Here is a 15,274-nt window from a genome sequence, read left to right as displayed (position 1 = left end):
CCGCTGCCGCCGCGGCGGCAGCGGCGGCGGCGGTCGTGCCCGACCACGCCGAGGAGGTGGCCGGCCGACTGGACGACCGGCAGCAGATCGCGGCAACGCTGGCGCAGCTGGGGGCGTTGCGCGGACCGGAGCGAGAGGTCCTCCTGCTGTGCCTGTGCGAGGGCCTTGAGTACGCCGAGGCTGCACGGGCCCTCGGTATTCCGGTGGGAACCGTCCGCTCGCGGCTGTCGCGGGCCCGTACGAAGCTGCGCAAACTCGCCGACGCGGAAATGAAGAAGAACAGCCGGGAACTCGCGGCTCGGTCCCGACAGACATATGACGACCGCGCGAAGCCGGTCCGGTCCGCACAGGAGGGAATCTGATGAACGCCGACCTTTCCGGGCCCCTCCCGGCCGGCCGGGAGGGGAGTTCCCTCCCCCTGTCGTTCGTCGACCGGGAACTCCCCGCGGGCCGCCACCAGTTCCACAAGGAGCGACTGATGGCCCAGATCCACGAAGACCTCCGAGCCGCCGACCCGGGCGAGCCCGCCACCGGAGCTGTCGACCCCGACCGCAGGGCGAGGCGCAATCCCTTCCTGCGGCGGTCGTTCCTCGTGCCCGCTGCGGCCTTCGCCCTGGCCGGAGCACTCGCCGCGGGCTTCCTCACCTACGTGGACCGGGGCGCGGCGGACGGAACGGGCTCCACGATCGCCACGGGTCCGGCGATGACCACCCGCATCGGAGCCGCCGACGCGAAGGGGACGGCGCAGCTCCTGGACCGGATCTCCCTCGCGGCCGCCTCCGCGGGCCCCGGGGTGAAGGTGCGCCCGGACCAGTTCGTCTATGTCGGCGTCAAGACGGCCAACACCTACGTCCGGGTCGTCGACGACAAGAGCAGCCTCGTCAGTGAAGAACTGCACCTGCGGCACACGTGGAACTCCCCCGACGGTCTCAAGGGCTGGCTGATCGAGCCCGGAGCCACTCCTGCGCAGGGCATGACGCTGGATTGGCCGAAGGAGGGGGGCCGGCCCATGCAGCCGAACCTCAACGCGCCCAGCCACGACTACCTCGCCGGGCTGCCCACCGACCCCGACGTGCTGCTGAAGAAGATCTACGAGGAGACGCGTGGCAAGGGGCGCGGACCCGATCAGCAGGCCTTCACCACGATCGGCGACCTGCTGCGGGGCAGCTATCCGCCGGCCGAGCTCACGGCCGCGCTCTACCGGACCGCGGCGAAGATCCCCGGCGTGGTGACCGTGGACGACGCGGTCGACGCCCAGGGCCGACACGGTATCGCCGTCGCCCGGCTCGACGAGGAGAGCGGGCAGCGGGAGGAGTGGATCTTCGACCGGGAGACGCTGGAGTATCTCGGCGAGCGGGTCGTCCAGGTGCGGGGCAGTTCGGGCGAGGACGGGCTGATCAAGGAGGGCACGGTGGTGTTCACCACTGCCGTGATGACGCGGGGTGTCGTCGACCGCATGAAGGAGATGCCGCCTTCGGCCGGTTGAACCCGTCGCCTGCCGCGGGCTCGGCGGATCCCGGCGCCTGCCGTGCCGCCTGCCGCCGCCTGCCGCGTGTGGCGCCGTCGCGGAGGTGGGCACCGAGGTCCCGGCTCCGCCCGCCCCGCCCCCGCCCCGCGTCTCGGAAGCCGGCGGGCCGGTACGGGGGCCTGCGGGGCCGGGGCGGGCTGCCCGGTCAGGTCCAGTGGGCGGGGCGGGCCAGGGTGGTGGGGATGCGGGTCTGCGCGTCGCCCTGGGCCGCGTTCAACTGGGGCTGGGTGAGGAAGACGGCTCCGCGCAGGTCCGCGCCGCGCAGGTTCGCGTCGCGCAGGTCGGCACCGATCAGGTCGGCCGTGCGGAGGTCGGCGCGGGAGAGGTCGGCGGCGATCAGGTAGGCGCCGCGGAGGTTCGCCCCGCGGAGGTCGGCGCCGGAGAGGCGTGCGCCCATGAGGTCGGCGCCGCGATGGTTCTTCTTGCGGCCCGGCACCGTGGCCCGCACCAGTGCACTGGTTTCGAGCAGCAGGGTGTTGACCCGGCCGCGCAGGGCTGCGACGTCCAGGGTGACGAGGGCCTCGGGGTCGGCGCGGGTCCACTGCTCCGTCTCGGCGAGCACGCGGCGCAGGCCGGGATGGACCGGGGCCGCGTCGGGGAGACCCAGGGCCTGGTCCACGTAGAAGAGCAGTTCGTGCAGTTGCCGCATCACCGGGAACACCTCGAACATCTCGCTCCGGATCCCCGGATGGGTGCGCCAGTCGCGGCCGCCGAAGGTGACCTGGGAGGTCTGCTGGCCCGCGCCGAAGCAGTCGAAGACGGTGCAGCCCTGGAAGCCCTGGTCGCGCAGCCGGGTGTGGATGCCGCAGCGGAAGTCCTGCCGGAGGTTCTTGCAAGGGGTTCCGGCGGTCTTGTTCACGGCGAAGTCGTTGGACCTGGCGAACGGCAGGGCGACGCAGCAGAGCGCGAAGCAGTTCGCGCAGTCGGCTTGCAGGAGCGGCAGGCTGGGCGGGCCGGGCGGATGGGGCGGGCCGGGCGGTCTGGGCGGGGTCGTGGACACGCCTTCATTGTCGCCCGGTCCACGGTCCCCCCCCGGCCCTCGGTCTCCCAGCCTTCCCGGCCTCGGGCGTGGTCGGGTACCCGGCCGCGCGGGACGGACTCCGGAGGAATGGCGGAGGAATGGCGGAGGGCTGCGGGGCGGGCGAAAGCGGGTTGATCGCGGGGGAGGGCGGGGAGAGCATCGCCGCATGACAGAAGTGATCGCAGTCGCCGTCATCACCGTGCTCGCCGTGATCAGTCCCGGCGCCGATTTCGCCATGGTGGTCCGCAACAGCTACCTCTACGGGCGGCCCACCGGGCTGTTCGCCGCCGCCGGGGTCGCGGCGGGCGTGTTGGTCCACGTCTCGTACACGATGCTGGGGGTCGGTCTGCTGATCGCCTCCTCCACCGCGCTGTTCACCGTGATCAAGCTGGCGGGCGCGGCCTATCTGGTGTGGATCGGGATACGGACCTTCCGGGCGCGGGCGGAGGTGACCGTGGACCTGGAGTCGAAGCCTGGCCTGACCCGGCTGGGGGCGATGCGGTCGGGGTTCCTGACCAACGTGCTGAACCCGAAGACGACGCTGTTCGTGGTGTCGACCTTCACACAGGTGGTCGATCCGGGTACGCCGCTGTGGCAGCAGGCGGGCTACGGGCTGTTCATGTCGGCGGCGCACCTGGGTTGGTTCGGGGCGGTGGCGGTGTTCTTCTCCGTCTCCAGTCTGCGCGAGCGGATGCTGAAGGCGCAGAAGGCGCTGAACCGGGCCATCGGGTCGGTGCTGGTGGGGCTGGGGGTGGGGTTGGGGTTCGCCCGCTGAGGGTCGGTGCGGGGCTGGCGCCGCTGGTTACCTGTCGGTAGCGTTCGGGGCATGAGCAGTGCCGAGGGGTTCTTCGAACGACGTGATGCCGGACGGTTCGCCGCCACCGAGTACACGCGCGGGCCGTGGGACCCGGGCTCGCAGCACGCCGGTCCGCCGGCCGCGCTGCTCGGGCGGGCCGTCGAGGAACGGCCGGGTGCGCGGGCGGACATGCGGATCGCCCGGATCACGTACGAGATCCTGCGCCCGGTGCCGATCGGTGAGTTGGAGGTCACCACCAGCGTGCTGCGCTCCGGCCGCAGCACCGAGGTGGTCGAGGCCGCGATCGCCCCGGTGGGCGCCGCGCCGGTGATGCTGGCGCGGGCCCTGCGGATCCGGGTGGCCGAGGAGTCCGTACCGGCCGTGGTGGGCGGACCGCAGCTGCCCGCGCCGGGCGAGGTGGAGGTGACGCCGTTCTTCCCGGTGCCGTGGGAGACCGGCTACCACTCGGCCATGGAGACCCGGTTCACCGAGGGCGCCTTCGTCGAACCGGGGCCCGGCACCTGCTGGATGCGGATGAAGGTGCCGCTGATCGCCGGGGAGCGGGTCCGGCCGCTGGACCGGGTGCTGATCGCCGCCGACTCGGGCAACGGGATCAGCGCGGTGATGGACTTCGGGCGCTACGTCTTCGTCAACAGCGACCTGAGCGTCCATCTGCACCGCCATCCGGTGGGCGAGTGGGCGTGCGTGCAGGCCCGTACGAGCGTGGACGCGGCCGGCATCGGCCTGGCGGACGCGCGGCTCCACGACGAGAAGGGCCCCATCGGGCGCAGCGCGCAGAGCCTGTACGTCGCGCCCCGTTAGCGGGGGAGCGGGGCGGGCGGTCCGGCGCATCGGGGGGAGCGGCCCGGACCGCACGGCGAAGCCGATCGGCGCCTCACGCGCGCCCCCGCGGTGCCGGCGGTTGCCTTCGCCCCGGGCGCGACCTCTCCATGCACGGCGGGGGCAGGGCGCGGCCCGCCGTGCCCCCGCCCGCCGACCCCGGGTACTGGACGGTGGTCCGCTGTCGCGTCGAGGATGGGCCGAGAAGTGTGCGAGCGCCGCCTGCTCGGGCTTCCAAGTGGGGTAGTAGGACATGCGACACGGCCGAATCGCACATTGAAGTGACCGTGATGGGGGAGGGTTGACGGGTGCGCAGATTCTGGATGGCCGGCGGGATCGGTATCGGGCTGTGTCTGACCTTCGTGACGCTCCTCGTCGTGGGGACGTACTCGGCGGCGGCGGGGCTCGTGGGTTCGGGTGCCGGCGGCCGCGCCGTGGGCCTGACGAAGGGGGCCGTGCCGGCGAAGTACCAGGCACTGGTGGAGAAGTGGGGCAACCTGTGCCCGGCGATCAGCCCGCCTCTGCTGGCCGCCCAGCTGTACTCGGAGAGCGGCTGGAACCCGAGAGCGGTCAGCCCGGCGGACGCGCGGGGCATCGCGCAGTTCATCCCGGGCACCTGGGCGGGCCACGGCATCGACGGTGACGGTGACGGCGACCGGGACATCTGGGACCCGAACGACGCCATCCCGTCGGCCGCTTCGTACGACTGCCAGCTGGCCAAGGACGTGCGGAGCGTTCCGGGTGACCCGACGTCGAACATGCTGGCCGCCTACAACGCCGGCGCCTACGCGGTCATCAAGTACGGGGGGGTGCCCCCGTACAAGGAGACCCAGGGGTACGTGAAGGCCATCACCACCCTGGCGAAGAGCTTCGAGCGTCCCGTCGGGCGGGTGGCTCCCTCGCAACAGGCCGCCGGGGCGATCTACTTCGCCCAGAAGCAGCTGGGCACGCCCTACCTGTGGGGCGGCAACGGGACGCCCGACCAGGGTGGGCGCTTCGACTGCTCGGGACTGACCAAGGCCGCGTACGAGACGGTCGGGATCGAGCTGCCGCGCGTGGCCAATGACCAGTACAACGCCGGTTCGCACCCTTCGCGCGGCGAACTCCTCCCCGGAGACCTGGTGTTCTTCTCCGATGATCTGACGAATTCGCGGGAGATCCGGCACGTCGGGCTCTACGTGGGCGGCGGATATATGATCAACGCCCCGTACACCGGGGCGGTCATCCGCTTCGACAGGATCGACACTCCCGACTACTTCGGGGCGACCCGCGTGACGAAGGACGGAGCGGAGTCCCTTCCCGGGTGGTCCGGTGCGGCCCGGCCCTCCTAGCAACTCTCCGTGATGCGAAGGCCCTGAGCTGCGACGGCCAGTCACTCTTCGATAACGTTGCCGTGATCATTCGGTGGAGAGTGGAACCCCGTCGCAGGGGCGTGCGTTCCATGAACGCGGGGGTTGATCAAGAGGGTGTCGAAGGGCGCACACCTGGGTGCGTCCGCAGGGGAACCACGGCAAGGGCAAGGGGCCGCGTCACCATGGCTGGACTCACAACAGGTGGGCCGAACGTGGATGTCAGCCTGCTGTACGAGGTCAACGGAGCCGCCCGGCGAGCCCCCGCGTGGGTGGACACGGCCGTGAGTCTGGCCGGTGAGTACGGGATCCTCCTGGCCATGGTGTTGCTGGTCCTGTGGTGCTGGCGCGGCGCCCGCAGGCAGGACGAGGCGGCCGCCGCCGAATCCTTCACCGCGCTGGTGTGGGCCCCGCTGGCCGCCGGCCTGGCCCTGCTCGTGAACGTACCGCTGCGGGAACTCGTCGGCCGTCGAAGCCCGTTCGAGCTGCACGAGGGGTTGCAGGTCCTCGAACCCGGCTGGGGCGTGGGCCTGGGCAACACCGAGTACTCCTTCGCCAGCGGTCACACCACCGTCGCGATGGCCCTGGGGGTCGGCCTGTTCGTCGCACACCGCAAGCTCGGGATCCTGGGGATCGCGCTGGCCCTCGTCGAAGGCGTCTGCCGCGTCTACATGGGCGTCAACTACCCGACCGACGTGATCGGCGGACTCGCGCTCGGCACGGCCGTGGTCCTCGTCCTCGCGCCGCTCGCACTGGCCCTCCTGGACCCGGTGGTCCGGGCGGTGGCCGGCTCCCGGCGTCTCGGGCGGCTGGTACGGGCCGGGGGCCGGGCGCGGCCCCTGCCGGTCGACCTCGCGCAGAACCGGACCCCGCCCGCGGGGCGGCGCCCGCAGGACGAGGACCTCGCCGCCTGACGGGCGACCGGCTGACACCCCCTCCACCGCGCGAAGGGGCCTGCCGGGGAGTCAGGGACGGCTCAGCCCGTCCCGTAGGAATCCCACACGGCGAGCAGCGCGGCCGTCAGCAGGCACAGCGCGGCTGCCCCGAAGCACACCAGGACCGCCCGCGGGCGGGGCCGGGGGGTCACCGGTCACCCGTGTCGGTGTCGCTCCCGCGGCGGTAGCGGGAGCGCAGCCACAGCCCGGTGGCCAGGGCGGCCACCGAGGTGAGCCCGATGGCGAGGGCCACGTCGGCGGGGCTGTCGGCCGAGCCCACGGGTCTGGCCCAGGCCACTGCGGCCGGGGCGAACGCGATGAGCAGGGCCCAGAGAAGGGCCGCGAGGCGGGCTGCGGAACCTGGCATGAGTCAAGGGCATCCGCTGCGGCGCTCGGTGGCCAGCCGGGCCGTCCGAACGGGCGAGGAGACTCAAGCGCCGGTGGCCTCGTGGCCGGCGGCGTCCTTGCGGGCGAGGTCGCGGGAGCGGCGGGCGGGGCCCTTCCAGCCGCAGGAGCAGACGGCCAGGCAGAAGGATCCGCGGTCGGCGGTGGAAGTGGTGTGGGTGGTCGGCGGCTGGGGCTGGGTCTGGGACTGCGGCCGCGGGAGCGGCACGGCGTCGAGCGCAGGGACCGGTGTCGCGTCGATGTGCGGTTCCACTTCTCCACGGTACCCGGGGTCGGCGGTGGGCGGGGAGGGTGCCCCGTGACGGGATACCCCGGGCCTCGTTAAGGGGAGCGGGTGGGGACCTCGGGCAAGCGGCTTTCATGCGTTGGGGGTTGGCAGGCGATGGTGGTTCACCGGCAGAGGCGGCCGCGCGGGCGCGTGGCCGAGGTGGTGCTGGCCGCCGGAGTCGCCCTGGCAGTGACCGCGACGAGCGGGTGCGCCGGCGGCGAAGGAAGCGACGACCGGTCCCCGGCGGAGGCGGCCTCGGTGGTCCGCGGCGCTGCCGACGTGCTGGCGCGCACCGGCAGCGCCCGGGCCCGTACGGCCATGGAGATGGCCACGGGCGGGACCCGGGTCACCATCCGGGGCGAGGGCGGCGTCGACTTCAAGAAGCGGATGGGGCAGCTGCTGGTGCTGCTTCCGGCCGATGTGAAGGGCGAGGACGAGCACCGGCCCATCACCGAGCTCCTCGTGCCGGGCGCGCTCTACATGAAGAACCGCGGCGCGGGCGTCCCCGCCGACAAGTGGGTGCGCATCGACACGACGGCCCTGCCCGACGGGAACCTGGTCACCGGAGGCGCCACCGATCCGCTGCTCGCGGCCGAGCTGCTGCGGGTCGCGCAGGAGGTGACGTACGTCGGGGAGACCGAAGTGGCGGGCACCAGGGTGCGGCACTACCGGGGGACCACCGACATCGGGCGGGCCGCGGTGAGCGCGTCGGCGGAGATGCGCGGGGCGCTGGCGGCGGCGGCGAAAGGGTTCAGCGAGGACACGGTGCCCTTCGACGCGTACCTGGACGACGAGGGCCGGCTGCGGAAGGTCAGGCACCGCTTCAGCTACGTCAACAATGGCGTGATCGATGTGTCATCGACCACGCTGCTGTACGGATTCGGCACGCCGGTGACCGTCGTATTGCCCGCGAGCGGGGACATTTACGCCGGAAAGATCGCGGACTAGTGGGGCGGGCGGTCCGGGAGCCGCGCGATCGGGCCATGGCCGGGTATCCGGAAATGGTCCATCCGTGTCATGCGGGGGGACGAGCGTCCTCCCTACGCTGAGAAGCCGGGCGCCGGCACGAGGTGCGGCACGACCGATGACGGCCGGTGGCCGGTGGCAGATTGAGGTGACACGCGTGACTCCCGCAGGCGGTACGACGGTGCAGGACCACGTGGCGCTCGCCGAGATCGAACTGTGCGGTGAGCTGATCATCGCCGCGTCCGCGGCCGCCGAGGACCGGCTGAGCCTGGACCGCATCGACGAGGTCCTGCTGGGCCGCTAGTGCCGTGCCGGGGGGAGCGTGAGGCGGTGAACCTTTCCGGCCACGGCACTGGGCCGTGTCTGGGGCTCGCGGCGTCCGCGACGGCCCCGGACGAGCCGGGTCGTCCGGCCCCGAACCGCCTCATGCCCCCCGCCCCACCGCCCCCGGGGCGTCGCCGCGGGCGGGCCCCGCCGCGGGAACGCCGGCGGCGGGACCGGTCGCCTCAGGTGCGCAGCAGCCGCGCGATGGCCTTGGTGGCCTCCTCGACCTTGGCGTCGATCTCGGCCCCGCCCTTGACCGCGGCGTCGGCGACGCAGTGGCGCAGGTGCTCCTCCAGCAGCTGGAGCGCGAAGGACTGGAGCGCCTTCGTGCTCGCCGAGACCTGGGTGAGTATGTCGATGCAGTAGACGTCCTCGTCGACGAGGCGCTGGAGGCCGCGGATCTGCCCCTCGATCCGGCGCAGTCGTTTGAGGTGCTCGTCCTTCTGGTGGTGGTAGCCGTGGACGGCCCCGGCGTCGTGGGGGGTGCCCGGGGTGGCCGCCGTACCGGACACGGCTCCGGAGCCCTCCGCCTCGATGGTCGTCATAGGTCCTCCCGTGGTCCGGAGCGAGGGGGCTGGATACCCCTCATGGGTATAGGATAACGGGCTCTCGCCCGACGGGCAGGGGCCCGTGGTCCTCACTCTGCCTGATGGAGGACACTGAGGAATGGCCGGTTAGCCGTGGCAGGGGGATGCGCCTAGCATCAGCCTGACCGAATCCGATGCACCCCGAGGACCTCACGTGCGATTTCGTCTGACCCCCAGGGAGACGAGCTTCTACGACATGTTCGCCGCATCCGCGGACAACATCGTCACGGGCTCCAAGCTCCTGATGGAACTGCTCGGAGCGGACGCGTCCGCCCGGGCCGAGATCGCGGAACGGATGCGGGCGGCGGAGCACGCGGGGGACGACGCGACCCACGCGATCTTCCACCAGCTGAACTCCTCCTTCATCACGCCGTTCGACCGTGAGGACATCTACTCCCTGGCGTCGTCGCTCGACGACATCATGGACTTCATGGAGGAGGCCGTCGACCTCGTCGTCCTCTACAACATCGAAGAGCTTCCCAAGGGTGTCGAGCAGCAGATCGAGGTCCTGGCGCGGGCGGCCGAGCTGACCGCCGAGGCCATGCCGCACCTGCGGACGATGGACAACCTCACCGAGTACTGGATCGAGGTCAACCGGCTGGAGAACCAGGCGGACCAGATCCACCGCAAGCTGCTCGCCCACCTCTTCAACGGCAAGTACGACGCCATCGAGGTGCTCAAGCTCAAGCAGATCGTCGACGTGCTCGAAGAGGCGGCCGACGCGTTCGAGCACGTCGCGAACACGGTGGAGACCATCGCGGTCAAGGAGTCCTGAACCTCGTGGACACCTTCGCTCTGGTCGTGACCATCGGTGTCGCGCTCGGTTTCACGTATACGAACGGTTTCCACGACTCGGCGAACGCGATCGCGACCTCGGTCTCCACGCGTGCGCTGACCCCGCGCGCCGCCCTCGCGATGGCCGCGGTGATGAACCTCGCGGGAGCCTTCCTGGGCAGCGGGGTGGCCAAGACGGTCTCCCAGGGCCTGATCGAGACGCCGCACGGCTCCACGGGCATGTGGATCCTCTTCGCGGCGCTGGTCGGCGCGATCGTCTGGAACCTGATCACCTGGTACTTCGGCCTTCCCTCGTCCTCCTCGCACGCCCTCTTCGGCGGCATGGTGGGTGCGGCCCTGGCCGGCGGCACGCAGGTGATCTGGTCGGGCGTGGTCGACAAGATCGTCATCCCGATGTTCGTCTCGCCGGTCGTCGGCCTGGTCGTCGGCTACCTGGTGATGGTGGTCATCCTGTGGATGTTCCGCCGGACCAACCCGCACAAGGCCAAGCACGGCTTCCGCATCGCGCAGACGGTGTCGGCGGCCGCGATGGCCCTCGGCCACGGTCTGCAGGATGCGCAGAAGACGATGGGCATCGTCGTGATGGCCCTGGTCATTGCGGACGTGCAGACTTCGGACGCGCCGATCCCGGTGTGGGTCAAGGTCGCGTGTGCCGTGATGCTGTCGCTGGGTACGTACGCGGGTGGCTGGCGCATCATGCGTACGCTCGGCCGCAAGATCATCGAGCTGGATCCCCCGCAGGGCTTCGCGGCGGAGACCACCGGTGCCTCGATCATGTTCGGTTCGGCCTACCTCTTCCACGCGCCGATCTCCACCACCCACGTGATCACCTCGGCGATCATGGGTGTGGGTGCGACAAAGCGCGTGAACGCCGTGCGCTGGGGCGTCGCCAAGAACATCATCCTGGGCTGGTTCATCACGATGCCGGCTGCGGCCCTGGTCGCCGCGATCAGCTTCTGGGTCGTGAACCTGGCCTTCGGCTAGGGCGTGCCGGGCGTCCCGGGGCAGACGGGGGGGATGCGCGACGCGCCGTCCTCGTGCCGTGACCCGCTGAGCCGCGGCTGCGCCGGACACGAAAGCGGGCCGGCTCCCCCCACCCAGGGGGAGCCGGCCCTCTTTCTTTCTTCCGCCCTCGCGGTGGCACCGCCATGCAGCACCGCAGGACGCTTGCACATCTCGCTCTAGCCGAAGCGGCCCGAGATGTAGTCCTCGGTCGCCTGCATGGACGGGTTCGAGAAGATCCGGTCCGTGTCGTCGATCTCGATGAGCTTGCCGGGCTGGCCGACCGCCGCGAGGTTGAAGAACGCGGTGCGGTCGGAGACGCGGGCGGCCTGCTGCATGTTGTGCGTCACGATGACGATCGTGAAGCGCTCCTTGAGCTCGCCGATCAGGTCCTCGATGGCCAGGGTGGAGATCGGGTCGAGGGCCGAGCAGGGCTCGTCCATCAGCAGGACCTGGGGCTCGACCGCGATGGCGCGGGCGATGCACAGACGCTGCTGCTGGCCGCCGGAGAGGCCGGAGCCGGGCTTGTTCAGGCGGTCCTTGACCTCGTTCCAGAGGTTGGCGCCCTGGAGGGAGCGCTCCACGATGTCCGTCAGCTCGGACTTCTTGAAGCTGCCGTTCAGCCGCAGGCCGGCGGCCACGTTGTCGAAGATCGACATGGTGGGGAAGGGGTTCGGGCGCTGGAAGACCATGCCCACCGTGCGGCGGACCGCGACGGGGTCCACGCCGGCGCCGTACAGGTTCTCGTCGTCCAGCATCACCTTGCCCTCGACGCGGCCGCCGGGGGTGACCTCGTGCATGCGGTTGAGGGTGCGCAGGAAGGTGGACTTGCCGCAGCCGGAGGGGCCGATGAAGGCCGTCACCGAGCGGGGTTCGACGGTCATCGAGATGTCGTCGATGGCCTTGTGGTTGCCGTAGAAGGCGGACAGTCCGCTGACGTCGATTCGCTTCGCCATGGGGGTCACTTCGCTTTCATACAGTCGCGTCAGCGACCGGTCTTCGGGGCCTTCCAGCGGGCGATGCCGCGGGCCACCAGATTGAGGATCATGACGAAGGCGATCAGGACGAGCGCTGCGGCCCATGCCCGGTCGTAGGAGGCCTCGCTGCCGACCTTGTACTGCTCCCAAATGTAGAGCGGGAGCGAGGACTGGGCGCCTTCGAAGGGGTTGCCGTTGATCAGCTGGGAGCCGAAGACCAGCAGCATGATCGGGGCGGTTTCACCGGCGATGCGGGCGACGGCCAGCATCAGACCGGTGGAGATGCCGCCGATGGCGGTGGGAAGCACCACCTTGAGGATCACGCGCCACTTCGGCACACCGAGGGCCAGGGCGGCCTCGCGCAGCTCGTTCGGGACGAGCTTGAGCATCTCCTCGGTGGAGCGGACCACGACCGGCATCATCAGGATCGACAGGGCCATCGCGCCGGCGAAGCCGGAGGGGCCGAAGCCGAGCATCAGGTTCCAGGTCGTCAGGATGAAAAGCCCCGCGACGATGGAGGGGATACCGGTCATCACGTCGACGAAGAAGGTGACGGCCCGGGCGAGCTTGCCCTTGCCGTACTCGACGAGGTAGACGGCGGTCAGCAGGCCGATGGGGGCTGCGATCAGGGTGGCCAGGGCGATCTGCTCGATGGTGCCGAGCAGGGCGTGGTAGACGCCGCCGCCCTCGTCGAAGCTGGTCACACCGTTCATGGAGTGGCTGAGGAAGTTGCCGCTCAGCAGCGTGACGCCGCGGCTGATGGTGGTCCACATCAGCGAGAGCAGCGGGATGACCGCGAGGACGAAGCAGACCCACACGAGGGAGGTCGCGATCCGGTCCTTGGCCTGGCGGCGGTTCTCGATCAGCGCGCTGGCGGCATACGTGATGCCGATGAAGAGCAGGGCCGCGATGAGCCCCCACTGGATCCTGCTGTGGAGGTCGAACACGACGCCGATGCCGCAGCCGAGGGCGATCGCGAGGGCCGCGATGCCGGCCGGGGCCCAGCGGGGCAGGCCGCCTCGGGTGAGGCTGGAGGGGGCGGCGGACTTGGGGGCCCGGGTGGGCCGCTGGTCCTGGAGTGCGTGGCTCATCAGGCGTTCGCCCCCGAGAAGTCCTTGCGGCGAGCGATGATCAGGCGAGCTGCACCGTTGACCAGCAGGGTGAGCAGGAAGAGTACGAGGCCCGAGGCGATCAGGGCGTCGCGGCCGAACTCGTTGGCCTCGTCGAACTTCGCGGCGATGTTCTGGGCGAAGGTGCCGCCGCCCGGGTTCAGGATGTGACCGGAGATGAGGAAGCTCGGCGACAGGACGGTGGCGACGGCCATGGTCTCGCCGAGGGCGCGGCCGAGGCCGAGCATCGAGGCGGAGATGACGCCGGAGCGGCCGAAGGGCAGCACCGACATCCGGATGACCTCCCAGCGGGTCGCGCCGAGGGCCAGGGCGGCCTCCTCGTTCATGCGCGGGACCTGGAGGAAGACCTCGCGGCTGACGCTGGTCACGATCGGCAGGATCATGATCGCGAGCAGGATGCCGACGGTGAAGAGCGAGCGTGCGACGCCGACCTGGGTCTTGTCGAAGACGTAGGTCCAGCCCATGTACTCGTCGAGCCAGAGGTTCAGGCCGGCCAGCTGCGGGACGAGGAAGAGGGCGCCCCAGATGCCGTAGATGATCGACGGCACGGCGGCCAGCAGGTCGACCACGTAGGCGATCGGAGCGGCCAGCTTGCGCGGCGCGTAGTGCGAGATGAAGAGGGCGATACCGACGGCGATCGGAACCGCGATGACCATCGCGATGATCGAGCTGACGATGGTGCCGAAGAGCAGGACGGCGATGCCGAAGACGGGCGGGTTGGCCGACGCGTTCCAGTCGAAGGTGGTGAGGAAGTTCCCCTCGTTCTTCGACAGTGCGATCGAGGCGCGGTAGGTGAGGAAGGCGGCGATCGACGCCATGATCACCAGGAGCGTGATGCCGGAGCCCTTGGAGAGCCCGGCGAAGATCTTGTCACCGGCGCGGCCGGTGGACCCCTTGCTCGTGGAGACGGGCGGATCCGTGTCTATCTGGGTGGGTGTGGTGGAAGCCATGGTCTTTCCGGTCTGTGTGGGGGCAAGCCCCCTGGCGGCGGTGCACCGGATTCCCCCGGGTGGGAGGGGAAGGGGCTCCGGGGCCGGCCTCCCCGTCCCCGGACGGGGAGGGGAGGACCGGCTCCTGGAGCTCAGGACTAGCTCAGCGAGTTGATGACCTCGCGGACCTTGGCGTTGATCTCGGCCGGGATCGGCGCGTAGCCGTTCTCCAGGAGGACCTTCTGGCCCGCGTCCGAGGCGGTGTAGTTCAGGAAGGACTTCACGGTCGGGAGCGTCTCGGCCTTGTTGCCCTTGTCGCAGACGACCTCGTAGGTCACCAGGACGAGCGGGTAGGCGCCCTCGGCCTTGGTGGTGTAGTCGAGCTTCAGCGCCAGGTCGGAGCCAGTGCCGGAGATCTTGGCGGCGGCGATGGCCTTGGAGGCGTTGTCGCCGGTGGCCGGGACCGGGGCGGCGGCGCCCGTGTTCAGGTCGACGGTCTTGATGCCCTGGGCGCTGGCGAAGGAGAGCTCGAAGTAGCCGATCGCGCCGTCGACCTGCTTGACCTGCGCGGCGACACCGGCGGAGCCGGAGGCGGCCTGGCCGCCCGGGGCGGCCCACTTCTTCGCGGGGTCGTGCGGCCAGGCGTCGGGGGCGGCGGCCTTGAGGTACTTGGTGACGTTCTCGGTGGTGCCCGAGTCGTCGGAGCGGTGGAAGGCCTGGATGGCGGTGGAGGGAAGCGTGACGCCCGGGTTCAGCTTCTTGATCGCCTCGTCGTCCCACTTCTTGATCTTGTCGTTGAAGATGTTGGCGACCGTGGCGGCGTCGAGGTTCAGCTTCTCCACGCCGGAGACGTTGAAGCCGAGGGCGACGGGGCCGCCGACCATCGGCAGGTTGACGCCCTGACCGCCGGTGCAGATCTTCTTCGACTCCTCGACCTGCTCCGGCTTCAGCGCCGAGTCGGAGCCGGCGAACCCGACGGTGCCCTGGTTGAAGGCGACGATGCCCTCACCGGAGGAGGAGGACTTGTAGTTGACCTCGACGCCGGAGCAGGCGGCCATGTAGTTCTTGATCCACAGCTCGACCGCGTTCTTCTGCGCGGAGGAACCGGAGGCCAGCAGCTTGCCCTTGGCGTCGTCGCACTTGATGTCGCCGGCGGCCGGAGCGGCGGCCTTGGTGGCGCCGTCGCCGGTCTTCGTGTTGTCGTCCGAGCCGCACGCCGTGAGGACCAGGGCGCCGGACACGACAAGCGCACCGAGGGCGGAGGCACGAAGCATGTTCTTGCGCTGAAGCTTCACTTTCGGATGTTCCTTCCAGAAGCCGCCGGCCGCTTTCCGTTCCGTACCGGGCGGCGTGCGAAGAGGACTACTACGTCGGGTGCGCGGGCCGGCCGCTGCGTCTGCGGGCCGCCGTCTCCGTGCACGA

At 70.5% G+C, this 15,274-nt stretch carries 18 protein-coding genes; 10 read left to right on the top strand and 8 right to left on the bottom strand.

What is annotated here, in order from left to right; genetic code table 11:
• Both ACFW2G_RS21675 and ACFW2G_RS21670 read left to right on the top strand, forming a co-directional pair.
• Positions 1-362: RNA polymerase sigma factor (locus tag ACFW2G_RS21675; RefSeq protein WP_384681009.1), on the top strand; the 362-nt coding region annotated here is incomplete at its 5' end.
• The gene (locus ACFW2G_RS21670; RefSeq protein ID WP_384583479.1) at positions 362-1,486 is read left to right on the top strand and encodes a CU044_5270 family protein; all 1,125 of its coding nucleotides are present in this window, start codon (positions 362-364) and stop codon (positions 1,484-1,486) included. The genes ACFW2G_RS21675 and ACFW2G_RS21670, both read left to right, overlap by 1 nt.
• 187 nt (positions 1,487-1,673) lie before the next feature.
• On the opposite strand, the gene ACFW2G_RS21665 is transcribed toward ACFW2G_RS21670, so the two are convergent.
• Positions 1,674-2,528, bottom strand: coding sequence for a pentapeptide repeat-containing protein (locus ACFW2G_RS21665; RefSeq protein ID WP_384583482.1), 855 nt, complete (start codon positions 2,526-2,528; stop codon positions 1,674-1,676).
• Positions 2,529-2,715: 187 nt separating this feature from the next.
• Here ACFW2G_RS21665 and ACFW2G_RS21660 point away from each other — a divergent pair, with 187 nt between their 5' ends.
• The 4 genes from ACFW2G_RS21660 (at position 2,716) to ACFW2G_RS21645 (ending at position 6,448) form a co-directional block, all read left to right on the top strand.
• Positions 2,716-3,324, top strand: a complete 609-nt coding sequence (locus tag ACFW2G_RS21660; protein ID WP_384583485.1) for a LysE family translocator — start codon at positions 2,716-2,718, stop codon at positions 3,322-3,324.
• 51 nt (positions 3,325-3,375) lie between these two features.
• Positions 3,376-4,167 (top strand): thioesterase family protein, encoded by a 792-nt coding sequence (locus ACFW2G_RS21655; protein WP_384583488.1) that lies wholly within the window; start codon positions 3,376-3,378, stop codon positions 4,165-4,167.
• A 341-nt stretch (positions 4,168-4,508) separates the two neighbouring features.
• Positions 4,509-5,516, top strand: coding sequence for a bifunctional lytic transglycosylase/C40 family peptidase (locus ACFW2G_RS21650; protein ID WP_037924572.1), 1,008 nt, complete (start codon positions 4,509-4,511; stop codon positions 5,514-5,516).
• Positions 5,517-5,719: 203 nt separating this feature from the next.
• Positions 5,720-6,448: a phosphatase PAP2 family protein gene (locus ACFW2G_RS21645; RefSeq protein ID WP_384583491.1), complete on the top strand. Its 729-nt coding sequence runs from the start codon at positions 5,720-5,722 to the stop codon at positions 6,446-6,448.
• A 169-nt stretch (positions 6,449-6,617) separates the two neighbouring features.
• Here the strand turns inward: ACFW2G_RS21645 and ACFW2G_RS21640 are convergent, their stop codons facing one another.
• Both ACFW2G_RS21640 and ACFW2G_RS21635 read right to left on the bottom strand, forming a co-directional pair.
• Positions 6,618-6,836 (bottom strand): hypothetical protein, encoded by a 219-nt coding sequence (locus ACFW2G_RS21640; RefSeq protein ID WP_037924577.1) that lies wholly within the window; start codon positions 6,834-6,836, stop codon positions 6,618-6,620.
• A gap of 63 nt (positions 6,837-6,899) precedes the next feature.
• On the bottom strand, positions 6,900-7,127 hold the full coding sequence (locus tag ACFW2G_RS21635; RefSeq protein ID WP_384583494.1) for a hypothetical protein: 228 nt from the start codon (positions 7,125-7,127) through the stop codon (positions 6,900-6,902).
• Positions 7,128-7,256: 129 nt separating this feature from the next.
• On the opposite strand from ACFW2G_RS21635, the gene ACFW2G_RS21630 reads away from it, so the two are divergent.
• Both ACFW2G_RS21630 and ACFW2G_RS21625 read left to right on the top strand, forming a co-directional pair.
• Positions 7,257-8,090, top strand: a complete 834-nt coding sequence (locus ACFW2G_RS21630; protein WP_384450304.1) for a hypothetical protein — start codon at positions 7,257-7,259, stop codon at positions 8,088-8,090.
• A gap of 136 nt (positions 8,091-8,226) precedes the next feature.
• Complete coding sequence (locus ACFW2G_RS21625) at positions 8,227-8,412, top strand: hypothetical protein (protein ID WP_037864540.1); 186 nt, start codon at positions 8,227-8,229, stop codon at positions 8,410-8,412.
• Positions 8,413-8,614: 202 nt separating this feature from the next.
• On the opposite strand, the gene ACFW2G_RS21620 is transcribed toward ACFW2G_RS21625, so the two are convergent.
• Complete coding sequence (locus tag ACFW2G_RS21620) at positions 8,615-8,977, bottom strand: metal-sensitive transcriptional regulator (protein WP_037924585.1); 363 nt, start codon at positions 8,975-8,977, stop codon at positions 8,615-8,617.
• A gap of 196 nt (positions 8,978-9,173) precedes the next feature.
• On the opposite strand from ACFW2G_RS21620, the gene ACFW2G_RS21615 reads away from it, so the two are divergent.
• Positions 9,174-9,794 (top strand): DUF47 domain-containing protein, encoded by a 621-nt coding sequence (locus tag ACFW2G_RS21615; protein ID WP_029382179.1) that lies wholly within the window; start codon positions 9,174-9,176, stop codon positions 9,792-9,794.
• A 5-nt stretch (positions 9,795-9,799) separates the two neighbouring features.
• Complete coding sequence (locus ACFW2G_RS21610) at positions 9,800-10,798, top strand: inorganic phosphate transporter (protein ID WP_037924589.1); 999 nt, start codon at positions 9,800-9,802, stop codon at positions 10,796-10,798.
• A 197-nt stretch (positions 10,799-10,995) separates the two neighbouring features.
• Here the strand turns inward: ACFW2G_RS21610 and pstB are convergent, their stop codons facing one another.
• The 4 genes from pstB to pstS all read right to left on the bottom strand — a co-directional run bounded on the left by pstB (position 10,996) and on the right by pstS (position 15,147).
• On the bottom strand, positions 10,996-11,772 hold the full coding sequence (gene pstB / locus ACFW2G_RS21605; protein ID WP_037924591.1) for a phosphate ABC transporter ATP-binding protein PstB: 777 nt from the start codon (positions 11,770-11,772) through the stop codon (positions 10,996-10,998).
• Between the two features lie 29 nt (positions 11,773-11,801).
• Positions 11,802-12,884, bottom strand: a complete 1,083-nt coding sequence (pstA, locus tag ACFW2G_RS21600) for a phosphate ABC transporter permease PstA (protein ID WP_037924593.1) — start codon at positions 12,882-12,884, stop codon at positions 11,802-11,804.
• On the bottom strand, positions 12,884-13,873 hold the full coding sequence (gene pstC, locus ACFW2G_RS21595; protein WP_037924595.1) for a phosphate ABC transporter permease subunit PstC: 990 nt from the start codon (positions 13,871-13,873) through the stop codon (positions 12,884-12,886). Before pstC ends, pstA begins: the two co-directional genes overlap by 1 nt.
• 137 nt (positions 13,874-14,010) lie before the next feature.
• Positions 14,011-15,147, bottom strand: coding sequence for a phosphate ABC transporter substrate-binding protein PstS (pstS, locus tag ACFW2G_RS21590; protein WP_037924598.1), 1,137 nt, complete (start codon positions 15,145-15,147; stop codon positions 14,011-14,013).
• Positions 15,148-15,274: the final 127 nt, after the last annotated feature.

Origin of the sequence: Streptomyces sp. NPDC058880, from assembly GCF_042742535.1 — a bacterium.
Lineage (GTDB): Bacteria > Actinomycetota > Actinomycetes > Streptomycetales > Streptomycetaceae > Streptomyces.
The sequence above is the reverse complement of the archived record's forward strand: the minus strand, read 5'-3'. Positions and strand labels throughout refer to the sequence as shown.

Coding starts and splice junctions, on each gene's coding strand:
- ACFW2G_RS21670 (WP_384583479.1), top strand. CDS start 362: ATGAACGCCGACCTTTCCGGGCCCCTCCCGGCCGGCCGGGAGGGGAGT.
- ACFW2G_RS21660 (WP_384583485.1), top strand. CDS start 2,716: ATGACAGAAGTGATCGCAGTCGCCGTCATCACCGTGCTCGCCGTGATC.
- ACFW2G_RS21655 (WP_384583488.1), top strand. CDS start 3,376: ATGAGCAGTGCCGAGGGGTTCTTCGAACGACGTGATGCCGGACGGTTC.
- ACFW2G_RS21650 (WP_037924572.1), top strand. CDS start 4,509: ATGGCCGGCGGGATCGGTATCGGGCTGTGTCTGACCTTCGTGACGCTC.
- ACFW2G_RS21645 (WP_384583491.1), top strand. CDS start 5,720: ATGGCTGGACTCACAACAGGTGGGCCGAACGTGGATGTCAGCCTGCTG.
- ACFW2G_RS21640 (WP_037924577.1), bottom strand. CDS start 6,836: ATGCCAGGTTCCGCAGCCCGCCTCGCGGCCCTTCTCTGGGCCCTGCTC.
- ACFW2G_RS21630 (WP_384450304.1), top strand. CDS start 7,257: ATGGTGGTTCACCGGCAGAGGCGGCCGCGCGGGCGCGTGGCCGAGGTG.
- ACFW2G_RS21625 (WP_037864540.1), top strand. CDS start 8,227: ATGACGGCCGGTGGCCGGTGGCAGATTGAGGTGACACGCGTGACTCCC.
- ACFW2G_RS21620 (WP_037924585.1), bottom strand. CDS start 8,977: ATGACGACCATCGAGGCGGAGGGCTCCGGAGCCGTGTCCGGTACGGCG.
- pstB (WP_037924591.1), bottom strand. CDS start 11,772: ATGGCGAAGCGAATCGACGTCAGCGGACTGTCCGCCTTCTACGGCAAC.
- pstA (WP_037924593.1), bottom strand. CDS start 12,884: ATGAGCCACGCACTCCAGGACCAGCGGCCCACCCGGGCCCCCAAGTCC.
- pstC (WP_037924595.1), bottom strand. CDS start 13,873: ATGGCTTCCACCACACCCACCCAGATAGACACGGATCCGCCCGTCTCC.